Here is a 13,578-nt window from a genome sequence, read left to right as displayed (position 1 = left end):
CGGAGGGATTCCCTCCGGGGCGGTTTCGTGTGTCCCTAGCCGGCGACCCGCAGCAGCCGGGCCGACAGGTGCGGCTGGAGCGGCTGGCCCACGGCCGCCATGTCGTACGCGTACAGCAGCGCGCCCTCCACGATCCCGTACAGCCGGTGCCCCCCGGTGACCTCCTTGGCCGTCACCGTCCGCACCACGGCGTCGGTGGACATCTCCACCTTCAGCCCCGACACCTTGCCGATGTACAGCTCCAGGAAGCCCGTCGGCATCGTCAGCAGCACCTCGACGTCGTCGGTGGCCTGCCCGTCGTTGAGCACCGGCCGCCACCAGCCCACCTCGCGGGCCGCCGGCCGGATCGGCTTGCTGTCCTCGTCGAGCAGCCAGGTCCGCGACTCGTACGACAGGAACGGCCGGCCGTCGTGGCTGAACCGGATCTCCTGCGCGAACTGGAAGTCCTCGATGTCCGGGTAGCCGCCCTGGCCCCGGCCGCGCCACACGCCCACGTACGGCAGCAGCGCGAGCAGACCCGGGTGCAGATCCGGCCCGACGCGCAGGTCGTGGGTCTCCTCATACGGGTACTCCTCGACCGGCGGCGCGTTGAGCCACGGAGGCGTTTCCATGCGAATCTCCTTCTACCAGCGACTTCTCGCGACCCGCAACGCCAGGTAGCCCAGGCCACCGGCCAGCGCGCCGAAGCCCGCCACCAGCAGGCTGACAAACCCGATCTCGGTCACCGGCAAAGTCTAGACTGCCCGCATGGCTCGCTCACTGATTGTCAAGGTCACCGCCGGTTCGGACGCGCCGGAACGCTGCGCGCAGGCCTTCACCGTGGCCGCCACGGCCGTCGCCGCCGGGGCCCAGGTCTCGCTGTGGCTCACCGGCGAGGCGTCGTGGTTCGCGCTGCCGGGCCGGGCCGCCACCTTCGAACTGCCGCACTCCGCGCCGCTCCAGGACCTGCTGGACGCCGTGCTCACCGCCGGCACCGTGACGCTGTGCACCCAGTGCGCGGTGCGCCGCGGCATCACCGACAAGGACCTCGTCCCGGGGGTACGCATCGCCGGCGCAGCCCTGTTCGTCGAGGAGTGCCTCGCCGACGGCACCCAGGCCCTCGTCTACTGACCGCCGCTACCGGCAGGTCGTGACCGTGCGGGACACACTGACGCTGCCGGCCGTCGCCGTGACCACCACGCTGGCGGCGCCATCGCGGAAGACGACCAGCTCGGGAGCACCGACAATCAGCTCCCGCCCCGCGAACTTCGCCGTCAACGGACCCGCCACGGCACTGCGGGTCGTCGCCACGGTCGTGTCCACGCATCCCGCGTGGTAGGCCGCCCAGTCCAACGGCTCGACGCCCAGTGCGGCGAACACCGCGGCCACCGGCGGCCGGTCCGGCTGCTCCTTGGCCCGGACGGGCCCGTCCCCGGCCGGCCGGCACCCCGTCGCGGCCAGCACCCTGACCTGCCCCGGCCCGGCGACCATCCCGGTCACCCGGATGAACTCCCCGGCGTCGGCATACAGCGAGTCCCCGACCAGCGAAGCCCGATACCCCTTCGGCAGCCGGTCCGCCAGCCCCTTGAGCAGCGCCTTCTCCTCACCCGGCGAGGTGTAGAGATTGATGGTGCGCTGGAAGTTGAGCCCGGCGCGGGCCACGGTGACGTTGCACGTCTCCCGCTGGTCGTACCCGCCGATCCGCGCCGCCACCGGCCCGGCCGCGACGACCACGGCCTCGGTCGCCCGGTCGACGACGGGCTGGGCCTGGGTGATGGTGCGCTGCTCCTTGACGGTCGCGTGGCCGTTGGCGATCGCGTACAGCGCCGCGACGACGAGCACGACGCCCCACGCCACGCTGAACCACACGAGCCACCGACGCTGCTTGGTCATCCGCCCATGGTGGCAGGTGAGGTCAACTTCCCCCCGACCGGACCAGCCAGCCTCGTCGAATTGTCCACGGATCTAGCGACACCAGCCATTTTGCGCGCCAAGGGCACTCAGCCGATGTAAGGCTTGTCCCGGTGTTCGAATCCGTGGTCGATTCTCAGTCGCATTGAACGGCCGCGACACTGACGGAGCGCTTCGGACGTTCGCTCAACATGAGGTCTCCCGTGTCTGGTTTCAAGCTGAGGTTCGGAGAATTGCCAGTACCAGTTGAGTGGAACCGTCCGATAGCCATGAGCACCAAACGACGTCGCTACCGCAGCGTAGATGGCCGAGGCTCCGTTTCGACTGTTCGTCATACGTCATGAGGAACTGAGCCCGTGCGGGCAGTTGCGGCTCATATTGCCCAATCACCTCCCTGAGCCAAGCAGTGGCGTGCCCGGGTTCATCGTGTTCACCTCGGCGCATCGACTCGGGTTTGTTCAACCACTCTCGGGTCAGGAGTGGTGGCACGGCTACGTTCGGATCACGACGCTTCGCATCTCCCGCCGGAGGCATGTTCGGCTTGGACGTGTTCTCGCCGATATCGTGCCTGGGCCGACCAACCCACTGAAAACAGATCCACCGCGCTTGTTCAGGCATGACGTCCCCGTGAAAATGAAGGGGGCTCCCTGCCTGATATCAGCGGGCAGGGAGCCCCCGGTTCGCCGGTGCTAGTCGATGAGGATGAACCGCGCGGCAGCGGTCAACTCATCCTTGGTGAACCGCAGCCCGGACAGCTCTGGACGCTTCGAGTCGGTCAGCTCGTAGGCGCCGGTCGTGCCAGGGATGGCGGTGAAGACCGCACATGACTCGCCGGTGCCGGAGTCACCGGTATTGCCGCCGCACGCCTTGACTCCGGTCACGCCGTCCAGGTCGACGGCATACAGATCCTTCATGGTCGAACTCCCTTCGTACGTTGGGCAGGTAGTCCCGACCATCAGGCGATCTCTCACCCGGTCGGGACCTTGATGAGCGAGCCCCCGCCGGTGCCTTCGCTTGTGACCATGCGACTAAGGGCTGTCAGCCTGCACTCGGCCTGCCTACCCAACCGACGGGGGACGCTCTGGAAGAAACGCTAAAGGGGACACCAAGTGGAGGTCCAGAAAGTTGCCGCTAGTTGCGAGAGGGCAAGTCTTCAAGCGCCTTGATGATAAGCGCCCGAGCGTCTCGGCCATAGCGGGCCGATCCTCTTAGGTTTTCAAACATTCGGCTGTACATTTCGATCTCTCGTGGCCTGGAGACCTCAATACTCGCCGTGGGGGTTTCCAACGCGACCAGGTTGTTGTCGAACATCCAAAATCCAGCTGACCCTACCGCCCCCCGTTCGGCCATCATCGGAATGATGCCGAGCGAGACGGTGGGTAGAGACATCACCGTCAAGAGTCGATCCAACTGCCCAGCCTGAACCTGTTCGGTTCCGAACCAGGTTCGCAATACCTGCTCCTCGAGGACCACCGCGAATCGTTTGTCCGCCCGGTAGATGAGTCTCTGGCGCTCCACGCGAGCGGTTACAGCGGCATCTACGTCGTCTGGCGCCTCCAGGAAGTCAACCCAGAACGACAGCATGGCCGCCGTGTATTCGGCCGTCTGGAAAAGGCCCGGTACGGCGTTGTGTTCATAGATCCGGAACAGCGAAGTCTGGTCGTAACGCCCGTTCGTGTGGGCCCCCAGCACCCGCTTCATTCCAGCACGGCTCTGCCGTCGGAACTCGGTATATGCCGAGTCAATCGCGCGAAGGGTCGCTATGAGGTCTGGAACCTGGTCCTCAGCGTCGCAGGCACGACACCAGGCTCTGACGTCGTGTTCGGTGGGAGCTTGAACGCCATTTTCAATCTTGCTGACGCGCGTGAAGTGCTGCCCTGTTTCCACAGCCAGAGTACGGCCCGAGAGCCCCGCGTCCAAGCGGAGTTCTCGCAGCCGGGAGCCTAGCTCGTTCTGCGCCTGTTTGGCGGAGCTAGAGGGGTTTGTACTCACGGTGAGGAACGGCCAACTTCCATGCGGCTTCAAACGCGGACCGGCAGAGCTGAACGTCCGCAGGATCGGTAGAGACAAGTTTTTCGGTGGCCAGCCCGTTTCCCGCGTAGATCAGGAACATGACCGTCCGATTGTCGAATACGTAGAAGTCATTCCCAGGAAACGCGATCGAGGACACGAGCCGTCGAGGAACCCAGCGGATGTCCTCCCCGGCCTCGACCATTGGGTGCGCGATGCTGTAGGACCAGCGCTGGTAGTCGCTCAGCGGCTCGGACACGATGCGCGCCCTACGCATCGACTTCCCGGCGGTGCGCTTCTGGCGAAGGTTGGTGCACCAGTCTTGCAGCCACCCAAGGTCGTCTCGCTCGCCTGCCGCCCACTTCGCCATGTACGGCAGTTCGACTGCCGTCCCGTAGGCGTCACGGGTTTCGAGGTGAATGAAGTTGTCCTCAAAGCCGGCCACAAGCTCGGCAAACTGCTGATCGGTGATAGATATCAACGATCCCCCAGCCCAAAGAACTGGATCATGCGATCAGGAATCTCCACGGAGGTCTCACCCGCAGGAATGTCCATCAACGCGAGTGCCTCGGGATCGGTGACAATCCAGCCCTGCACGATCCAACTCCCTCTGTCGGTGCGGTACACCGTAGGCGACCCGCCCGGGTTGGAGTCGGGGTCCTTGCCAATGAATGTTAGGCGCATGACAGCTCCCTGTCGTGGCGGTTGCGGATGGTTGCGCATCGACAGTGTTCGTTTGTGGACGCTACGCGGTCAAGGAGGTTGCGGATAGTTGCGAGCCACCGCCGAGCCCAAACAACATCACGGCGCGCCGGGAACAACGTCCCGGCGCGCCGCTCGCTCAGTACCCGTCTAGTGGGTCTGGTCTTCGCGGGCCTTCTTCGGGAGCAGGAAGACCAGGGCGAAGGTCAGGGCGTACAACCCCAGGCAGATCCAGAGCAGGTTCTGCGTGACGTGCACGAAGTCCCCACCGGACGGCCGCCCGCCCAACCCGTGGAAGAACAGCGTCCCCAGCAGCGCGACCCCGATCGACCCGCCCAACTGCTGGAAGGCGTTGAGCACCCCGGAGGCCGAGCCGACCTCGCGCTCGTTCACGCCAGCGAGGATGAAGTCGAACAGCGGCACCATGCCCATGCCCATGCCGATCCCGCTGAGCAGCGTGGCGGGCAGGAAGTTCCACACCGTGACGGCCGTGCCGTAGTGGCCGAGGGTGAACCAGATCGCGACCTGGCCGATGCCCATCACGATCAGGCCGAGGTGCACGACCCTGCGGCCGAGTTTCGCGGTGAGCACCGCCCCGGCGAGGACGGCGCCGATCGCGATGCCGAAGGACCAGGGGGCCATGTTCAGGCCGGCCTTGAGGGGGCTGTAGCCGAGGCCGATCTGGGCGAACAGGCCGAAGACGAGCATGAAGCCGACCATGGCCGCGAAGAAGACCAGGAACACCGCGAGGCCACCGGTGAACGCGCGCTGCTTGAGCAGGCTCGGCTCGACGAGGGGGGAGTTCCTGCGGCGGCTCTGGTACCAGGTGAACAGGGCGAAGATCGGGACCGACGCCGCCATCAGGGCGAACATCCAGGCCGGCCAGTCCTTCTCCTGGCCCTGGACGAGCGGGTAGATCAGCGCGAGCGAGCCGGCGGTGACCAGGAGCGCGCCGAGCAGGTCGAGCTTCGGCCTGTCGGGGGAGCCGCCCTCGGGCATGTACCTCAGGGCCGCGAAGAAGGCGATCAGGCCGAGCGGGACGTTGACCAGGAAGATCATGCGCCATCCGGTACCGAACCAGTCGGCGTCGATCAGCGCGCCGGCCATGATCGGGCCGCACACCGCCGACAGGCCCATGACCGGGCCGAACGCGCCGAAGGCCGCGCCCATCTCCTTCGGTGGGAAGACCGCCTTGAGGACGCCGAGGCCCTGCGGGATCATGATCGCGCCGAGCGCGCCCTGCAGGACGCGGGCCGTGATCAGTTGGCCGGGGGTCTGGCAGAGGGCGCAGGCGATCGAGCTGAGGGTGAAGCCGGCGGCGCCGAGCAGGAACATCTTCTTCCGGCCGAAGATGTCGCCGAGGCGGCCGCCGGTGATCAGCATGACGGCGAAGGCCAGGGTGTAGCCGGCGGCGATCCACTGGATGGTCGAGAACGTGCCGCCGATCGACCTTTGGACCGACGGGGCCGCGACGTTGATGATCGTGGAGTCGAGCAGGTCCATGACCTCGGCGGCCAGGACCGTGGCTAAGACCATCCAGCGGTACTTGTAGGGCGCCGGTTCGGCTTCGGTGTGCGGGGCGGTGGCGAGAGTCATCGGAGTCTCCGAACGCTGTTCGTTGGTTACGAACACTGTTCTACACGGGGAACGGCGTTCGCGTCAAGAACTATGTTCGTTCAGCGAACGCCGTTCGTGATGGAGTAAGCTGCCGGACATGAGCCTTCCGGTACCCCCGTGGGAGCAGCGCCCGCAGAAGCGGCGCTCGACCAAGCAGCCACTGAGCCAGGAGGCGATCGTGGCGGCGGCGTTCAAGATCCTGGACGCCGAGGGGCTTGAGGCCGTCACGATGCGGCGGATCGCCGACGAGCTCGACACCGGCCCGGCGTCGCTGTACGCGCACGTGGCCAACAAGGACGAGCTCTACGCCCTGCTGCTCGATCAGGCGGCAGGCGAGGTGCGGCTCCCTGCACCGGACGCCGAACACTGGCAGGACCGGGCGAAGGACTTCCTCCGCGATCTCAACCGGGTCCTCATCAGCCACAAGGACCTCGGCCGGGCCGCGCTCGCCCGGATCCCGGTCAGCCCCAACGCGCTCGCCTCCTCCGAGGCGCTGCTCGCGATCCTGCGGACCGGCGGAGTGCCCGACCAGGACTGCGCGTGGGCGGCGGACATCCTCTCGCTGTACGTCGTGGCGCACGCCTACGAGAACGGCCTACAACAACTCCACGGCGACGAGGACGAGGGAATGGCGTATGTCGCCGCGATCGGGGAGTATTTCCACCAGTTGCCGTCTGACCGGTTTCCCAATATTGTCGGGCTGGCCGGACTATTGACGACCGGGGACGGCGACGTGCGATTCGAGTTTGGACTCGACCTGCTCATCAGGGGGCTGGCGGCCCGCGCCGAGGAAGCCCGGAAAGCACACGGATAGCTTTCAGAGTCAAGTGTTTCGACGCTATTCCGATCAGGATTTGCGCTCGCGGCACGCGACAGGATAGATCTCCTGCGAGCATTACTCCTCCCCTCGATCGCAGGGATGCCGCATGACCACTCAGACAGTACGAATCCGTCGCGCCGTGCGCACCGCCGCCCTGTGCGCGGTGGCCCTGGTCGCCGTCACCCCGGGTTCGGCGCACGCCGACTGGGAAGACGAGTACAACTACGCCAACGACGCTCTTCTGGCCGCCGACATCGCGTACGCCGACGAAGCGGCCTCAGCGGACGCCGCGCAGGCTCCGCGCCTCGCCGCCCGTTCCTTCGCGCTGGCCGGCCCCGGCGTGCTCTCCGCGCACGCCGCAGCCCCCGCCAAGCTCTGGTACAACGGCACCGAGGTCACCAGCGGCTACTACGCCAGCAGCGGCGACCCGGCCGTCAGCCGCTACTCGGCCGTGATGTGCGGCATCTACTCGGCGGAGGCCGTCCCGGCCGGCGGCGACGCCACCGGGCTGTTCACGATGCCGACCAGCCACACCCGGGCCGACCCGTGCGGCCCCGGCGGCCGTCGGGTCGGCTCCAGCCACATCACCAGTGGCTCCGAGGTGACCCCGGACAGCCCGGACGGGCAGATCGTGTCCACGTTCCCCAACAAGCCGGCCAACGGCCTGTGGGGCATCTACACCGTCGCCATCGGCCCCGGTGACACCGTCTCCGCGCTCCCGGGCAAGGTCGACGCGGTCCTCGGCATCGACAAGGTCGCCCCGACCGTGACGCTGACCGCCCCGGCGACCGGCTTCCACGCCACCACCCCGAGCGTGGTCCTCACGTTCACGGCGGCCGACCAGCCCACCCTGTCGGGCGTCGCGGCCACCGAGTGCCGCAACACGCTGCCCGCCGAGACCGCCTGGGTGCCTTGCGCCAGCGGCGCGCCGTTCGCGCTGTCGGCCGGCAACGGTCCGAAGCGGATCGAGCTGCGGGTCACAGACGCGGCCGGCAACACCGCCGGCACCGCCGTCGACGGCGACGCGACGCTCAGCTGGGACACCACGCTGACCCTGACCGGCACCGCCACGGTCTACGGCACCCCGGCCACCCTGACCGCGACCGTCGCCACCACCGGCCCGGCCGCGACCGGCACCGTCACGTTCGCCGAGGGCACGACCGTTCTGGGTACCGGCACGCTCGACGCCACCGGCAAGGCCAGCGTCTCCGTGGCCGGTCTGGCCGCCGGCAGCCACGCCGTGACCGCCACCTACGCCGGGGACGCCACCCACACGGGCAGCACCGGCACCTACACCCAGGTGGTCACGAAGGCAGGCTCCAAGCTGGAGGCCGACGGGGCGCATCTGCGGATCGCACAGCTCAGCGTCACGTTCTCCGCGCGGCTCACCGCCGTCGACGGCACGCCGCTGGTCGGGAAGACCGTGGCGATGTCCCGCAACGGCGTCACGTACTGCACCGCGGTCACCGACGCGCGCGGCGACGCGGCGTGCACCACGCGGCACCTGACGATCGAGCTGCTGGCCTGGGTGATCCTGGGCGGCAAGTACGACGCGACCTACGCCGGTGACGTCAACCGGACCGGGGCGACCGACAAGTCGGACCGGGCCTGGCTGAGCATCTGCTGATCGGGCATGAAAAAGGGAGTCGGTGCGCCGCCCGCGTACCGACTCCCTTTTCTTACCGGCCCGATAGGCGGGCCGGTAAACCTACGCGACCTTGACGGTCACCTGGGACACGCCCCGGTCGACAGCGACGACGGCGTCGCCGTTGCCGGCCCGGGACAGTGCCCGCAGAGTCCACGTGCCGGGCGCGGCGAAGAAGCGGAACACGCCCTCCGCCGACGTCACGACCTCGGCCGTGAACTCACCGGTGGCGTCGAGCAGGCGCACGTACGCGCCCGGGACCGGCAGGTCGCCCGCCAGCACGACGCCGGAGACCACGGTCTCCTTCTCCAGGTCCACACTGGCCGGGATGGGCGCAGCCTGGTCGGGGGCAGCGCAGCTCGCGGCGGAAACAGTCGCAGTAGCCATGTCTACTTACCTCCAGGGTTGTCGCCGAGGGCGACGGGAACGCCCACCAGCGAGCCGTACTCGGTCCAGGATCCGTCGTAGTTCTTCACGTTCTGCTGCCCGAGGAGTTCCTTGAGCACGAACCAGGTGTGCGAGGAGCGCTCGCCGATCCGGCAGTACGCGATGGTCGGCTTGTCCTCGAGATCCGCGTAGAGCGCCTGCAGCTCCGCGTCGGACTTGAAGGTGCCGTCCTCGTTCGCGGCCTTCGACCACGGGACGCTGATCGCGGTCGGGATGTGCCCCGCGCGCTGCGACTGCTCCTGCGGCAGGTGGGCCGGGGCGAGCAGCCGGCCGGCGTACTCGTCGGGGCTGCGGACGTCGACCAGGTTGACCACGCCGATCGCGTTGATGACCTCGTCGCGGAACGCCCGGATCGACAGGTCCTGCGGCTGGGCCTTGTAGTCGCTGCCCGAACGCTCGGCCACCTCGGTGGTCAGCGGGCGGCCGTCGAGTTCCCACTTCTTGCGGCCACCGTCGAGGAGCTTGACGTCGCCGTGGCCGTAGAGCTTGAAGTACCAGTAGGCGTACGCGGCGAACCAGTTGTTGTTGCCGCCGTACAGGATGACGGTGTCGTCGTTGCCGATGCCCTTGGAGGACAGCAGCGCGGAGAACTGCTCCTGGTCGACGAAGTCGCGGCGGACCTGGTCCTGCAGCTCGGTCTTCCAGTCCAGCCGGACGGCGCCGGGGATGTGCCCGGTGGCGTACGCGGCGGTGTCCTCGTCGACCTCGACGAACACGAGACCGGACTGGTCGAGGTTCTGCTCCGCCCACTCGGCGGAGACGAGCGCGGTGTCGCGGCTCATAGAGTTGCCCCTTTTGTGCACTAGAAAGATGGTGTGGGGATGCGACGCCACAACCGGACCCCGCCGGAAAACAGGGTTCAGCTACACAAAGAAACAACGGAGATCAGGCCGACATTGGCCGGGACTCACAGCTTCAGGGGGCGCCGCGTCGAAGAGACGGGTCTACTCAGCCCTGGCGACACAGCGCGGCGGCGACTCGACACAAGTCGATCGCCCGGCGCTTCGTGAGCCGCATAGCCATAGTCAGGGACCTTAGCAGGGGCGGCGGACCAACTGAAGGGTGAGGCGGGTCTCAGCCCGACAATGGCACGTTGAGTGCGCTCGCGTGCACGGTCAGTCCGTCGTTTCCGGTCTCGATCCGCTCGAGCTTCAGGTCGTACGGCAGGGTCGGCAGCGCGATGTCCTGGGAGAGCCGGGTGGCCAGAGCCCGCAGCAGCGGCTGGGCGCCCGGGGGCAGCCCGCCGCCGTCGGCCTGGAAGTCGGTGACCGTGAGCCGGACCCGGCCGTTGTCCAGCGCCACGGTGCCGGTCGCCACGACCCGGAAGGTCTGCCCGGCGACCCGGAACGGGGTACGCAGCTTGATCTGGCCGTTCTCGGCCGTGATCGTCAGGTCGGCCTGCTGGAGGAGGCCGGCGATCGACGAGTACGGCACGGTGCCGGTGCCGGTGACCTTCGCCGCCGTCACCTCGCCCTTGCCGGAGGCCAGCGCCTGCACGTCGGCCTTCACCCCGGTCGCGCGGACCGTGAGGTCGGTGAGCGCCACGCCCTGGGACTTCAGCCCGGCGGCGTGCACCTGTACCGCCTGGAACTCGCCGCCAGCGGCCTGGGTGAGGAACGGGAAGCCCTCGATCGTGGCGTCCGGCTTGCCGGTCGAGGTGATCTCGCGGCTCTTGAGCTGCTCGGCGACCTTGTCGGCCAGCACGTTCTCCGCGACCACGGCCAGCACCCGGTCGGCGGCCACCACCACGACGCCGAGAACCACCAGCACGATGATCGCGATCTTCGCAGCCTTGGGCACGGCCCGACGCTCCCCTGGTCGATGACTCTTCACGGATTAGACCCCTTGGATCAGAACGCTCGCCACGTACGCGACGGGGATGGCCACGGCGAAAGCCGTCACCGGTCCCCGCGCCGAGGCTAGCCAGTTCGTCCACTCACTGCCACTTTCGTCGGCCTCGAAGTACGCGACGGCCAGGTCCGCGAGCACCGCCGCGCCGGCGGTGACGACCCCCAGGAGGACGGCATGCAGGACGGGGAGATCCGTGCGCAACTGGGCGGCCAGCACCGCGACCCCGACACCGGCGGCGATGCCCAGCAGCAGGCCAAGCAGGGGGCGGGGCACATCGGGGGCCAGTCGGGGGCCGACCGGAACGATGTCGACGATCCGCGCGACGGCCACGGCGGCGCCGGCCGCGAGGAGGCACACGCCCAGCGTTCGGGCACCGCTGTCCTGTCGGACAAGAATAAGGGCAATCGGATAGCCCACGACCAGTACGTTCAGGGCCAGAGTGGACGCGAACGCCTCGGTGAGCCGCCCCCGCCCGTCGCGCCGGGCCAGCTGGCCGAACACGGCGAGCAGGAAGCCGGAGGCCAGCGCGTAGGCCACCGGGGCCAGGGACGTGCTCCTCCACAGCACCGCGCCCACGTCGGCCAGGGCCCCGACGAGCAGGGCCACCCCGCCGACGAGGGGCCAGCCGGCCGGCTTCGTCGCCCTGATCCAGGTGGCGACGCACAGGAGCTGGACGGCGAGCAGGACGCCCGCGTACACCCAGTGGTTCTGGCGCGCTCCGGCCAGCAGCACGCCGGTGAGCAGCACGGCGATCCCGGCCAGCACGAGGGACCGGAGCTTGTACACCGGGACCCTGCGCACCTCGCCGGCGGCCAGCGCCTCGCGCCTGGCCTGCCGCGACGTGTGGCGTCCGGCACGCCGGGGCGGTTCGTTCAAGGCTATGTCAGGGGCGGTCACCTTGTTATTCTCGTTGCATCCGCCCGCCACTGCAGCCGGGGTAGCGTTTTATAGCGCCCGGAGGTGACGAACGTGGAGATTCTGGTCCTGACGACCGCCCAGCTTCCCGTGCTGCCCGCTCTCGACCTGCTCCCGCACACGATCCGGGTGGCCGAGCGCGACGTGCGGGCCCTGATGTCCGGTCCGAGCCCCGATGTCGTGCTCGTCGACGCCCGGCGCGAGCTGGCCGACGCGCGGTCCACCTGCCGCCTCCTGCACGCGACCGGCCTGGGCGTCCCGATGCTCGCCGTGGTCGAGGAGGCCGGCCTGATCGCCGTCTCCGCCGACTGGGGCCTCGACGACCTGCTGCTGGCCAGCGCCGGCCCGGCCGAGGTCGAGGCCAGGCTGCGGCTCGCCGTGGGCCGGCTCGGCGGCGTCGCCCCCGGCGAGGGGCTGATCAAGGCCGGCGAGCTGACGATCGACCCGGACACGTACGCGGCGAAGCTCAAGGGCCGGCCGCTCGACCTCACCTACAAGGAGTTCGAGCTGCTGAAGTTCCTCGCCCAGCACCAGGGCCGGGTGTTCACCCGCGACCAGCTGCTGCGCGAGGTCTGGGGCTACGACTACTTCGGGGGCACCCGGACGGTCGACGTGCACGTCCGTCGGCTGCGCGCCAAGCTGGGCAGCGAGTACGAGTCGATGATCGGGACCGTCCGCCAGGTCGGCTACAAGTTCGTCACCCCGCCGTCGAGCCGCGAACCGGCCATCGCACCGGAGCCGGTTACCGTTGCCCGGTGATCTCCGTAACGCGCGAGGCGCGGCTCACGCCTGACCAGGTCGACGAGGTGCTGGCACTGGCAGCCGCCGCCGGCAACACCGATGGGGCGTACCCCCTGTCCGAGCATGTCGTTCTTCAGATCAAGTCCGGCGCGCCGGGCTGGCACGCGATGGTCCGCGACTGCGGGGCGCTGGCCGGCTACGCGCACGTCGACACCGGCGACCCCGTCGACGGCCCGGCCGCCGAGCTGGTCGTGCACCCGGGGCACCGCCGGCACGGGCACGGCCGCCGACTGGTCGACACCGCCGTCGCGATCGCCGAGGAGGCCGACCCCCGGGGCCGGCTGAAGCTGTGGGCGCACGGGGACCACCCGTCTGCGAGCGCGCTGGCGATCCGGCTGGGCTTCGCGAGGTACCGGTCGCTGTGGCAGATGCGCAGGTCGCTGTTCGCGCCCATCGAGGCGCCGATCCTGCCCGAAGGGGTGACGATCCGCGCCTTCGAGCCCGGCCGGGACGAGGACGCGTGGCTGCGGGTGAACGCGCGCGCGTTCGTGCACCATCCGGAGCAGGGCAGGCTGACCCGGGCGGACCTCGATCTGCGGATGGCCGAGCCGTGGTTCTCGCCGGCCGGGTTCCTGCTCGCCGAGCGCGGCGGCGAACTGCTCGCGTATCACTGGACAAAGGTGCACACCGACGGGAAAGAGCCGATCGGAGAGGTCTATGTCGTGGGCGTGGATCCCGACGCCCAGGGCCTCGGGCTGGGCAAGGCCGTCACCCTCGCCGGATTGCGTCACTTAAGGGATCTTGGTCTATCCCAAACAATGCTGTACGTGGACGAGGACAACCCGAATGCCGTGAAGCTGTACGAAAAACTGGGCTTCTCACGTTGGACCGTCGACGTCGGTTTCCAACGCATTACAAACACGTGATGTCCCTTCCACTG

18 protein-coding genes are annotated in these 13,578 nt (G+C 68.4%); 5 read left to right on the top strand and 13 right to left on the bottom strand.

From position 1 onward, the window contains the following. Positions 1 to 35: 35 nt before the first annotated feature. Both IW245_RS30075 and mtfM read right to left on the bottom strand, forming a co-directional pair. A complete protein-coding gene (locus IW245_RS30075; protein ID WP_197006504.1) occupies positions 36 to 611 on the bottom strand; it encodes a heme-binding beta-barrel domain-containing protein in 576 nt (191 codons plus the stop codon). Between the two features lie 12 nt (positions 612 to 623). Next, positions 624 to 725 carry a small membrane protein MtfM gene (gene mtfM, locus IW245_RS41835; protein WP_018347585.1) on the bottom strand — a complete coding sequence of 34 codons (102 nt, stop codon included), beginning with the start codon at positions 723 to 725 and terminating at the stop codon, positions 624 to 626. A gap of 22 nt (positions 726 to 747) precedes the next feature. Here mtfM and IW245_RS30070 point away from each other — a divergent pair, with 22 nt between their 5' ends. Beyond that, positions 748 to 1,110 (top strand): DsrE family protein, encoded by a 363-nt coding sequence (locus tag IW245_RS30070; protein ID WP_197006503.1) that lies wholly within the window; start codon positions 748 to 750, stop codon positions 1,108 to 1,110. 6 nt (positions 1,111 to 1,116) lie between these two features. On the opposite strand, the gene IW245_RS30065 is transcribed toward IW245_RS30070, so the two are convergent. The 6 genes from IW245_RS30065 to IW245_RS30040 all read right to left on the bottom strand — a co-directional run bounded on the left by IW245_RS30065 (position 1,117) and on the right by IW245_RS30040 (position 6,198). Then, positions 1,117 to 1,872, bottom strand: a complete 756-nt coding sequence (locus IW245_RS30065) for a hypothetical protein (protein ID WP_197006502.1) — start codon at positions 1,870 to 1,872, stop codon at positions 1,117 to 1,119. A gap of 707 nt (positions 1,873 to 2,579) precedes the next feature. Next, complete coding sequence (locus IW245_RS30060; RefSeq protein ID WP_197006501.1) at positions 2,580 to 2,804, bottom strand: DUF397 domain-containing protein; 225 nt, start codon at positions 2,802 to 2,804, stop codon at positions 2,580 to 2,582. Between the two features lie 217 nt (positions 2,805 to 3,021). Continuing rightward, complete coding sequence (locus tag IW245_RS30055; protein ID WP_197006500.1) at positions 3,022 to 3,882, bottom strand: helix-turn-helix domain-containing protein; 861 nt, start codon at positions 3,880 to 3,882, stop codon at positions 3,022 to 3,024. Continuing rightward, positions 3,863 to 4,381, bottom strand: a complete 519-nt coding sequence (locus IW245_RS30050) for a DUF6879 family protein (protein WP_197006499.1) — start codon at positions 4,379 to 4,381, stop codon at positions 3,863 to 3,865. Before IW245_RS30050 ends, IW245_RS30055 begins: the two co-directional genes overlap by 20 nt. Beyond that, the gene (locus tag IW245_RS30045; protein ID WP_197008955.1) at positions 4,378 to 4,584 is read right to left on the bottom strand and encodes a hypothetical protein; all 207 of its coding nucleotides are present in this window, start codon (positions 4,582 to 4,584) and stop codon (positions 4,378 to 4,380) included. The genes IW245_RS30050 and IW245_RS30045 overlap by 4 nt, the downstream gene beginning before the upstream one ends. Before the next feature lie 168 nt (positions 4,585 to 4,752). Continuing rightward, on the bottom strand, positions 4,753 to 6,198 hold the full coding sequence (locus IW245_RS30040) for an MFS transporter (RefSeq protein WP_197006498.1): 1,446 nt from the start codon (positions 6,196 to 6,198) through the stop codon (positions 4,753 to 4,755). A gap of 118 nt (positions 6,199 to 6,316) precedes the next feature. Between IW245_RS30040 and IW245_RS30035 the strand changes: the two genes are divergently transcribed. After that, a complete protein-coding gene (locus IW245_RS30035; protein ID WP_197006497.1) occupies positions 6,317 to 7,033 on the top strand; it encodes a TetR/AcrR family transcriptional regulator in 717 nt (238 codons plus the stop codon). A 112-nt stretch (positions 7,034 to 7,145) separates the two neighbouring features. Beyond that, positions 7,146 to 8,666, top strand: coding sequence for an Ig-like domain-containing protein (locus IW245_RS30030; protein WP_197006496.1), 1,521 nt, complete (start codon positions 7,146 to 7,148; stop codon positions 8,664 to 8,666). A gap of 81 nt (positions 8,667 to 8,747) precedes the next feature. On the opposite strand, the gene IW245_RS30025 is transcribed toward IW245_RS30030, so the two are convergent. The 5 genes from IW245_RS30025 to IW245_RS30010 form a co-directional block, all read right to left on the bottom strand. Further along, positions 8,748 to 9,071, bottom strand: a complete 324-nt coding sequence (locus IW245_RS30025) for a DUF1416 domain-containing protein (protein WP_197006495.1) — start codon at positions 9,069 to 9,071, stop codon at positions 8,748 to 8,750. Positions 9,072 to 9,073: 2 nt separating this feature from the next. Next, positions 9,074 to 9,913 (bottom strand): sulfurtransferase, encoded by an 840-nt coding sequence (locus IW245_RS30020; RefSeq protein WP_197006494.1) that lies wholly within the window; start codon positions 9,911 to 9,913, stop codon positions 9,074 to 9,076. A 166-nt stretch (positions 9,914 to 10,079) separates the two neighbouring features. Beyond that, entirely contained in the window at positions 10,080 to 10,148 is a 69-nt protein-coding gene (locus IW245_RS42745) for a putative leader peptide (RefSeq protein WP_372445316.1), read from the bottom strand. Between the two features lie 57 nt (positions 10,149 to 10,205). After that, complete coding sequence (locus IW245_RS30015; protein ID WP_197006493.1) at positions 10,206 to 10,931, bottom strand: LmeA family phospholipid-binding protein; 726 nt, start codon at positions 10,929 to 10,931, stop codon at positions 10,206 to 10,208. Between the two features lie 36 nt (positions 10,932 to 10,967). Continuing rightward, a complete protein-coding gene (locus tag IW245_RS30010; RefSeq protein WP_197006492.1) occupies positions 10,968 to 11,879 on the bottom strand; it encodes a hypothetical protein in 912 nt (303 codons plus the stop codon). A gap of 72 nt (positions 11,880 to 11,951) precedes the next feature. Between IW245_RS30010 and IW245_RS30005 the strand changes: the two genes are divergently transcribed. Together IW245_RS30005 and mshD are read left to right on the top strand one after the other, a co-directional pair. After that, positions 11,952 to 12,656, top strand: coding sequence for a winged helix-turn-helix transcriptional regulator (locus IW245_RS30005; protein WP_197006491.1), 705 nt, complete (start codon positions 11,952 to 11,954; stop codon positions 12,654 to 12,656). Beyond that, positions 12,653 to 13,564 (top strand): mycothiol synthase, encoded by a 912-nt coding sequence (mshD, locus tag IW245_RS30000; protein WP_197006490.1) that lies wholly within the window; start codon positions 12,653 to 12,655, stop codon positions 13,562 to 13,564. The genes IW245_RS30005 and mshD overlap by 4 nt, the downstream gene beginning before the upstream one ends. Positions 13,565 to 13,578: the final 14 nt, after the last annotated feature.

Source organism: Longispora fulva (assembly GCF_015751905.1).
In the GTDB taxonomy this organism is placed as follows: domain Bacteria; phylum Actinomycetota; class Actinomycetes; order Mycobacteriales; family Micromonosporaceae; genus Longispora; species Longispora fulva.
Note: the sequence above shows the minus strand (reverse complement) of the source record. Positions and strands in the feature narration are given on the sequence as shown.

Excerpts from the sequence above, each read along its gene's own strand:
- IW245_RS30060 (WP_197006501.1), bottom strand. The coding sequence starts at position 2,804 with ATGAAGGATCTGTATGCCGTCGACCTGGACGGCGTGACCGGAGTCAAG.
- IW245_RS30030 (WP_197006496.1), top strand. The coding sequence starts at position 7,146 with ATGACCACTCAGACAGTACGAATCCGTCGCGCCGTGCGCACCGCCGCC.
- IW245_RS30045 (WP_197008955.1), bottom strand. The coding sequence starts at position 4,584 with ATGCGCCTAACATTCATTGGCAAGGACCCCGACTCCAACCCGGGCGGG.
- IW245_RS30020 (WP_197006494.1), bottom strand. The coding sequence starts at position 9,913 with ATGAGCCGCGACACCGCGCTCGTCTCCGCCGAGTGGGCGGAGCAGAAC.
- IW245_RS30075 (WP_197006504.1), bottom strand. The coding sequence starts at position 611 with ATGGAAACGCCTCCGTGGCTCAACGCGCCGCCGGTCGAGGAGTACCCG.
- IW245_RS30070 (WP_197006503.1), top strand. The coding sequence starts at position 748 with ATGGCTCGCTCACTGATTGTCAAGGTCACCGCCGGTTCGGACGCGCCG.
- IW245_RS30065 (WP_197006502.1), bottom strand. The coding sequence starts at position 1,872 with ATGACCAAGCAGCGTCGGTGGCTCGTGTGGTTCAGCGTGGCGTGGGGC.
- IW245_RS30035 (WP_197006497.1), top strand. The coding sequence starts at position 6,317 with ATGAGCCTTCCGGTACCCCCGTGGGAGCAGCGCCCGCAGAAGCGGCGC.
- IW245_RS30040 (WP_197006498.1), bottom strand. The coding sequence starts at position 6,198 with ATGACTCTCGCCACCGCCCCGCACACCGAAGCCGAACCGGCGCCCTAC.
- IW245_RS30025 (WP_197006495.1), bottom strand. The coding sequence starts at position 9,071 with ATGGCTACTGCGACTGTTTCCGCCGCGAGCTGCGCTGCCCCCGACCAG.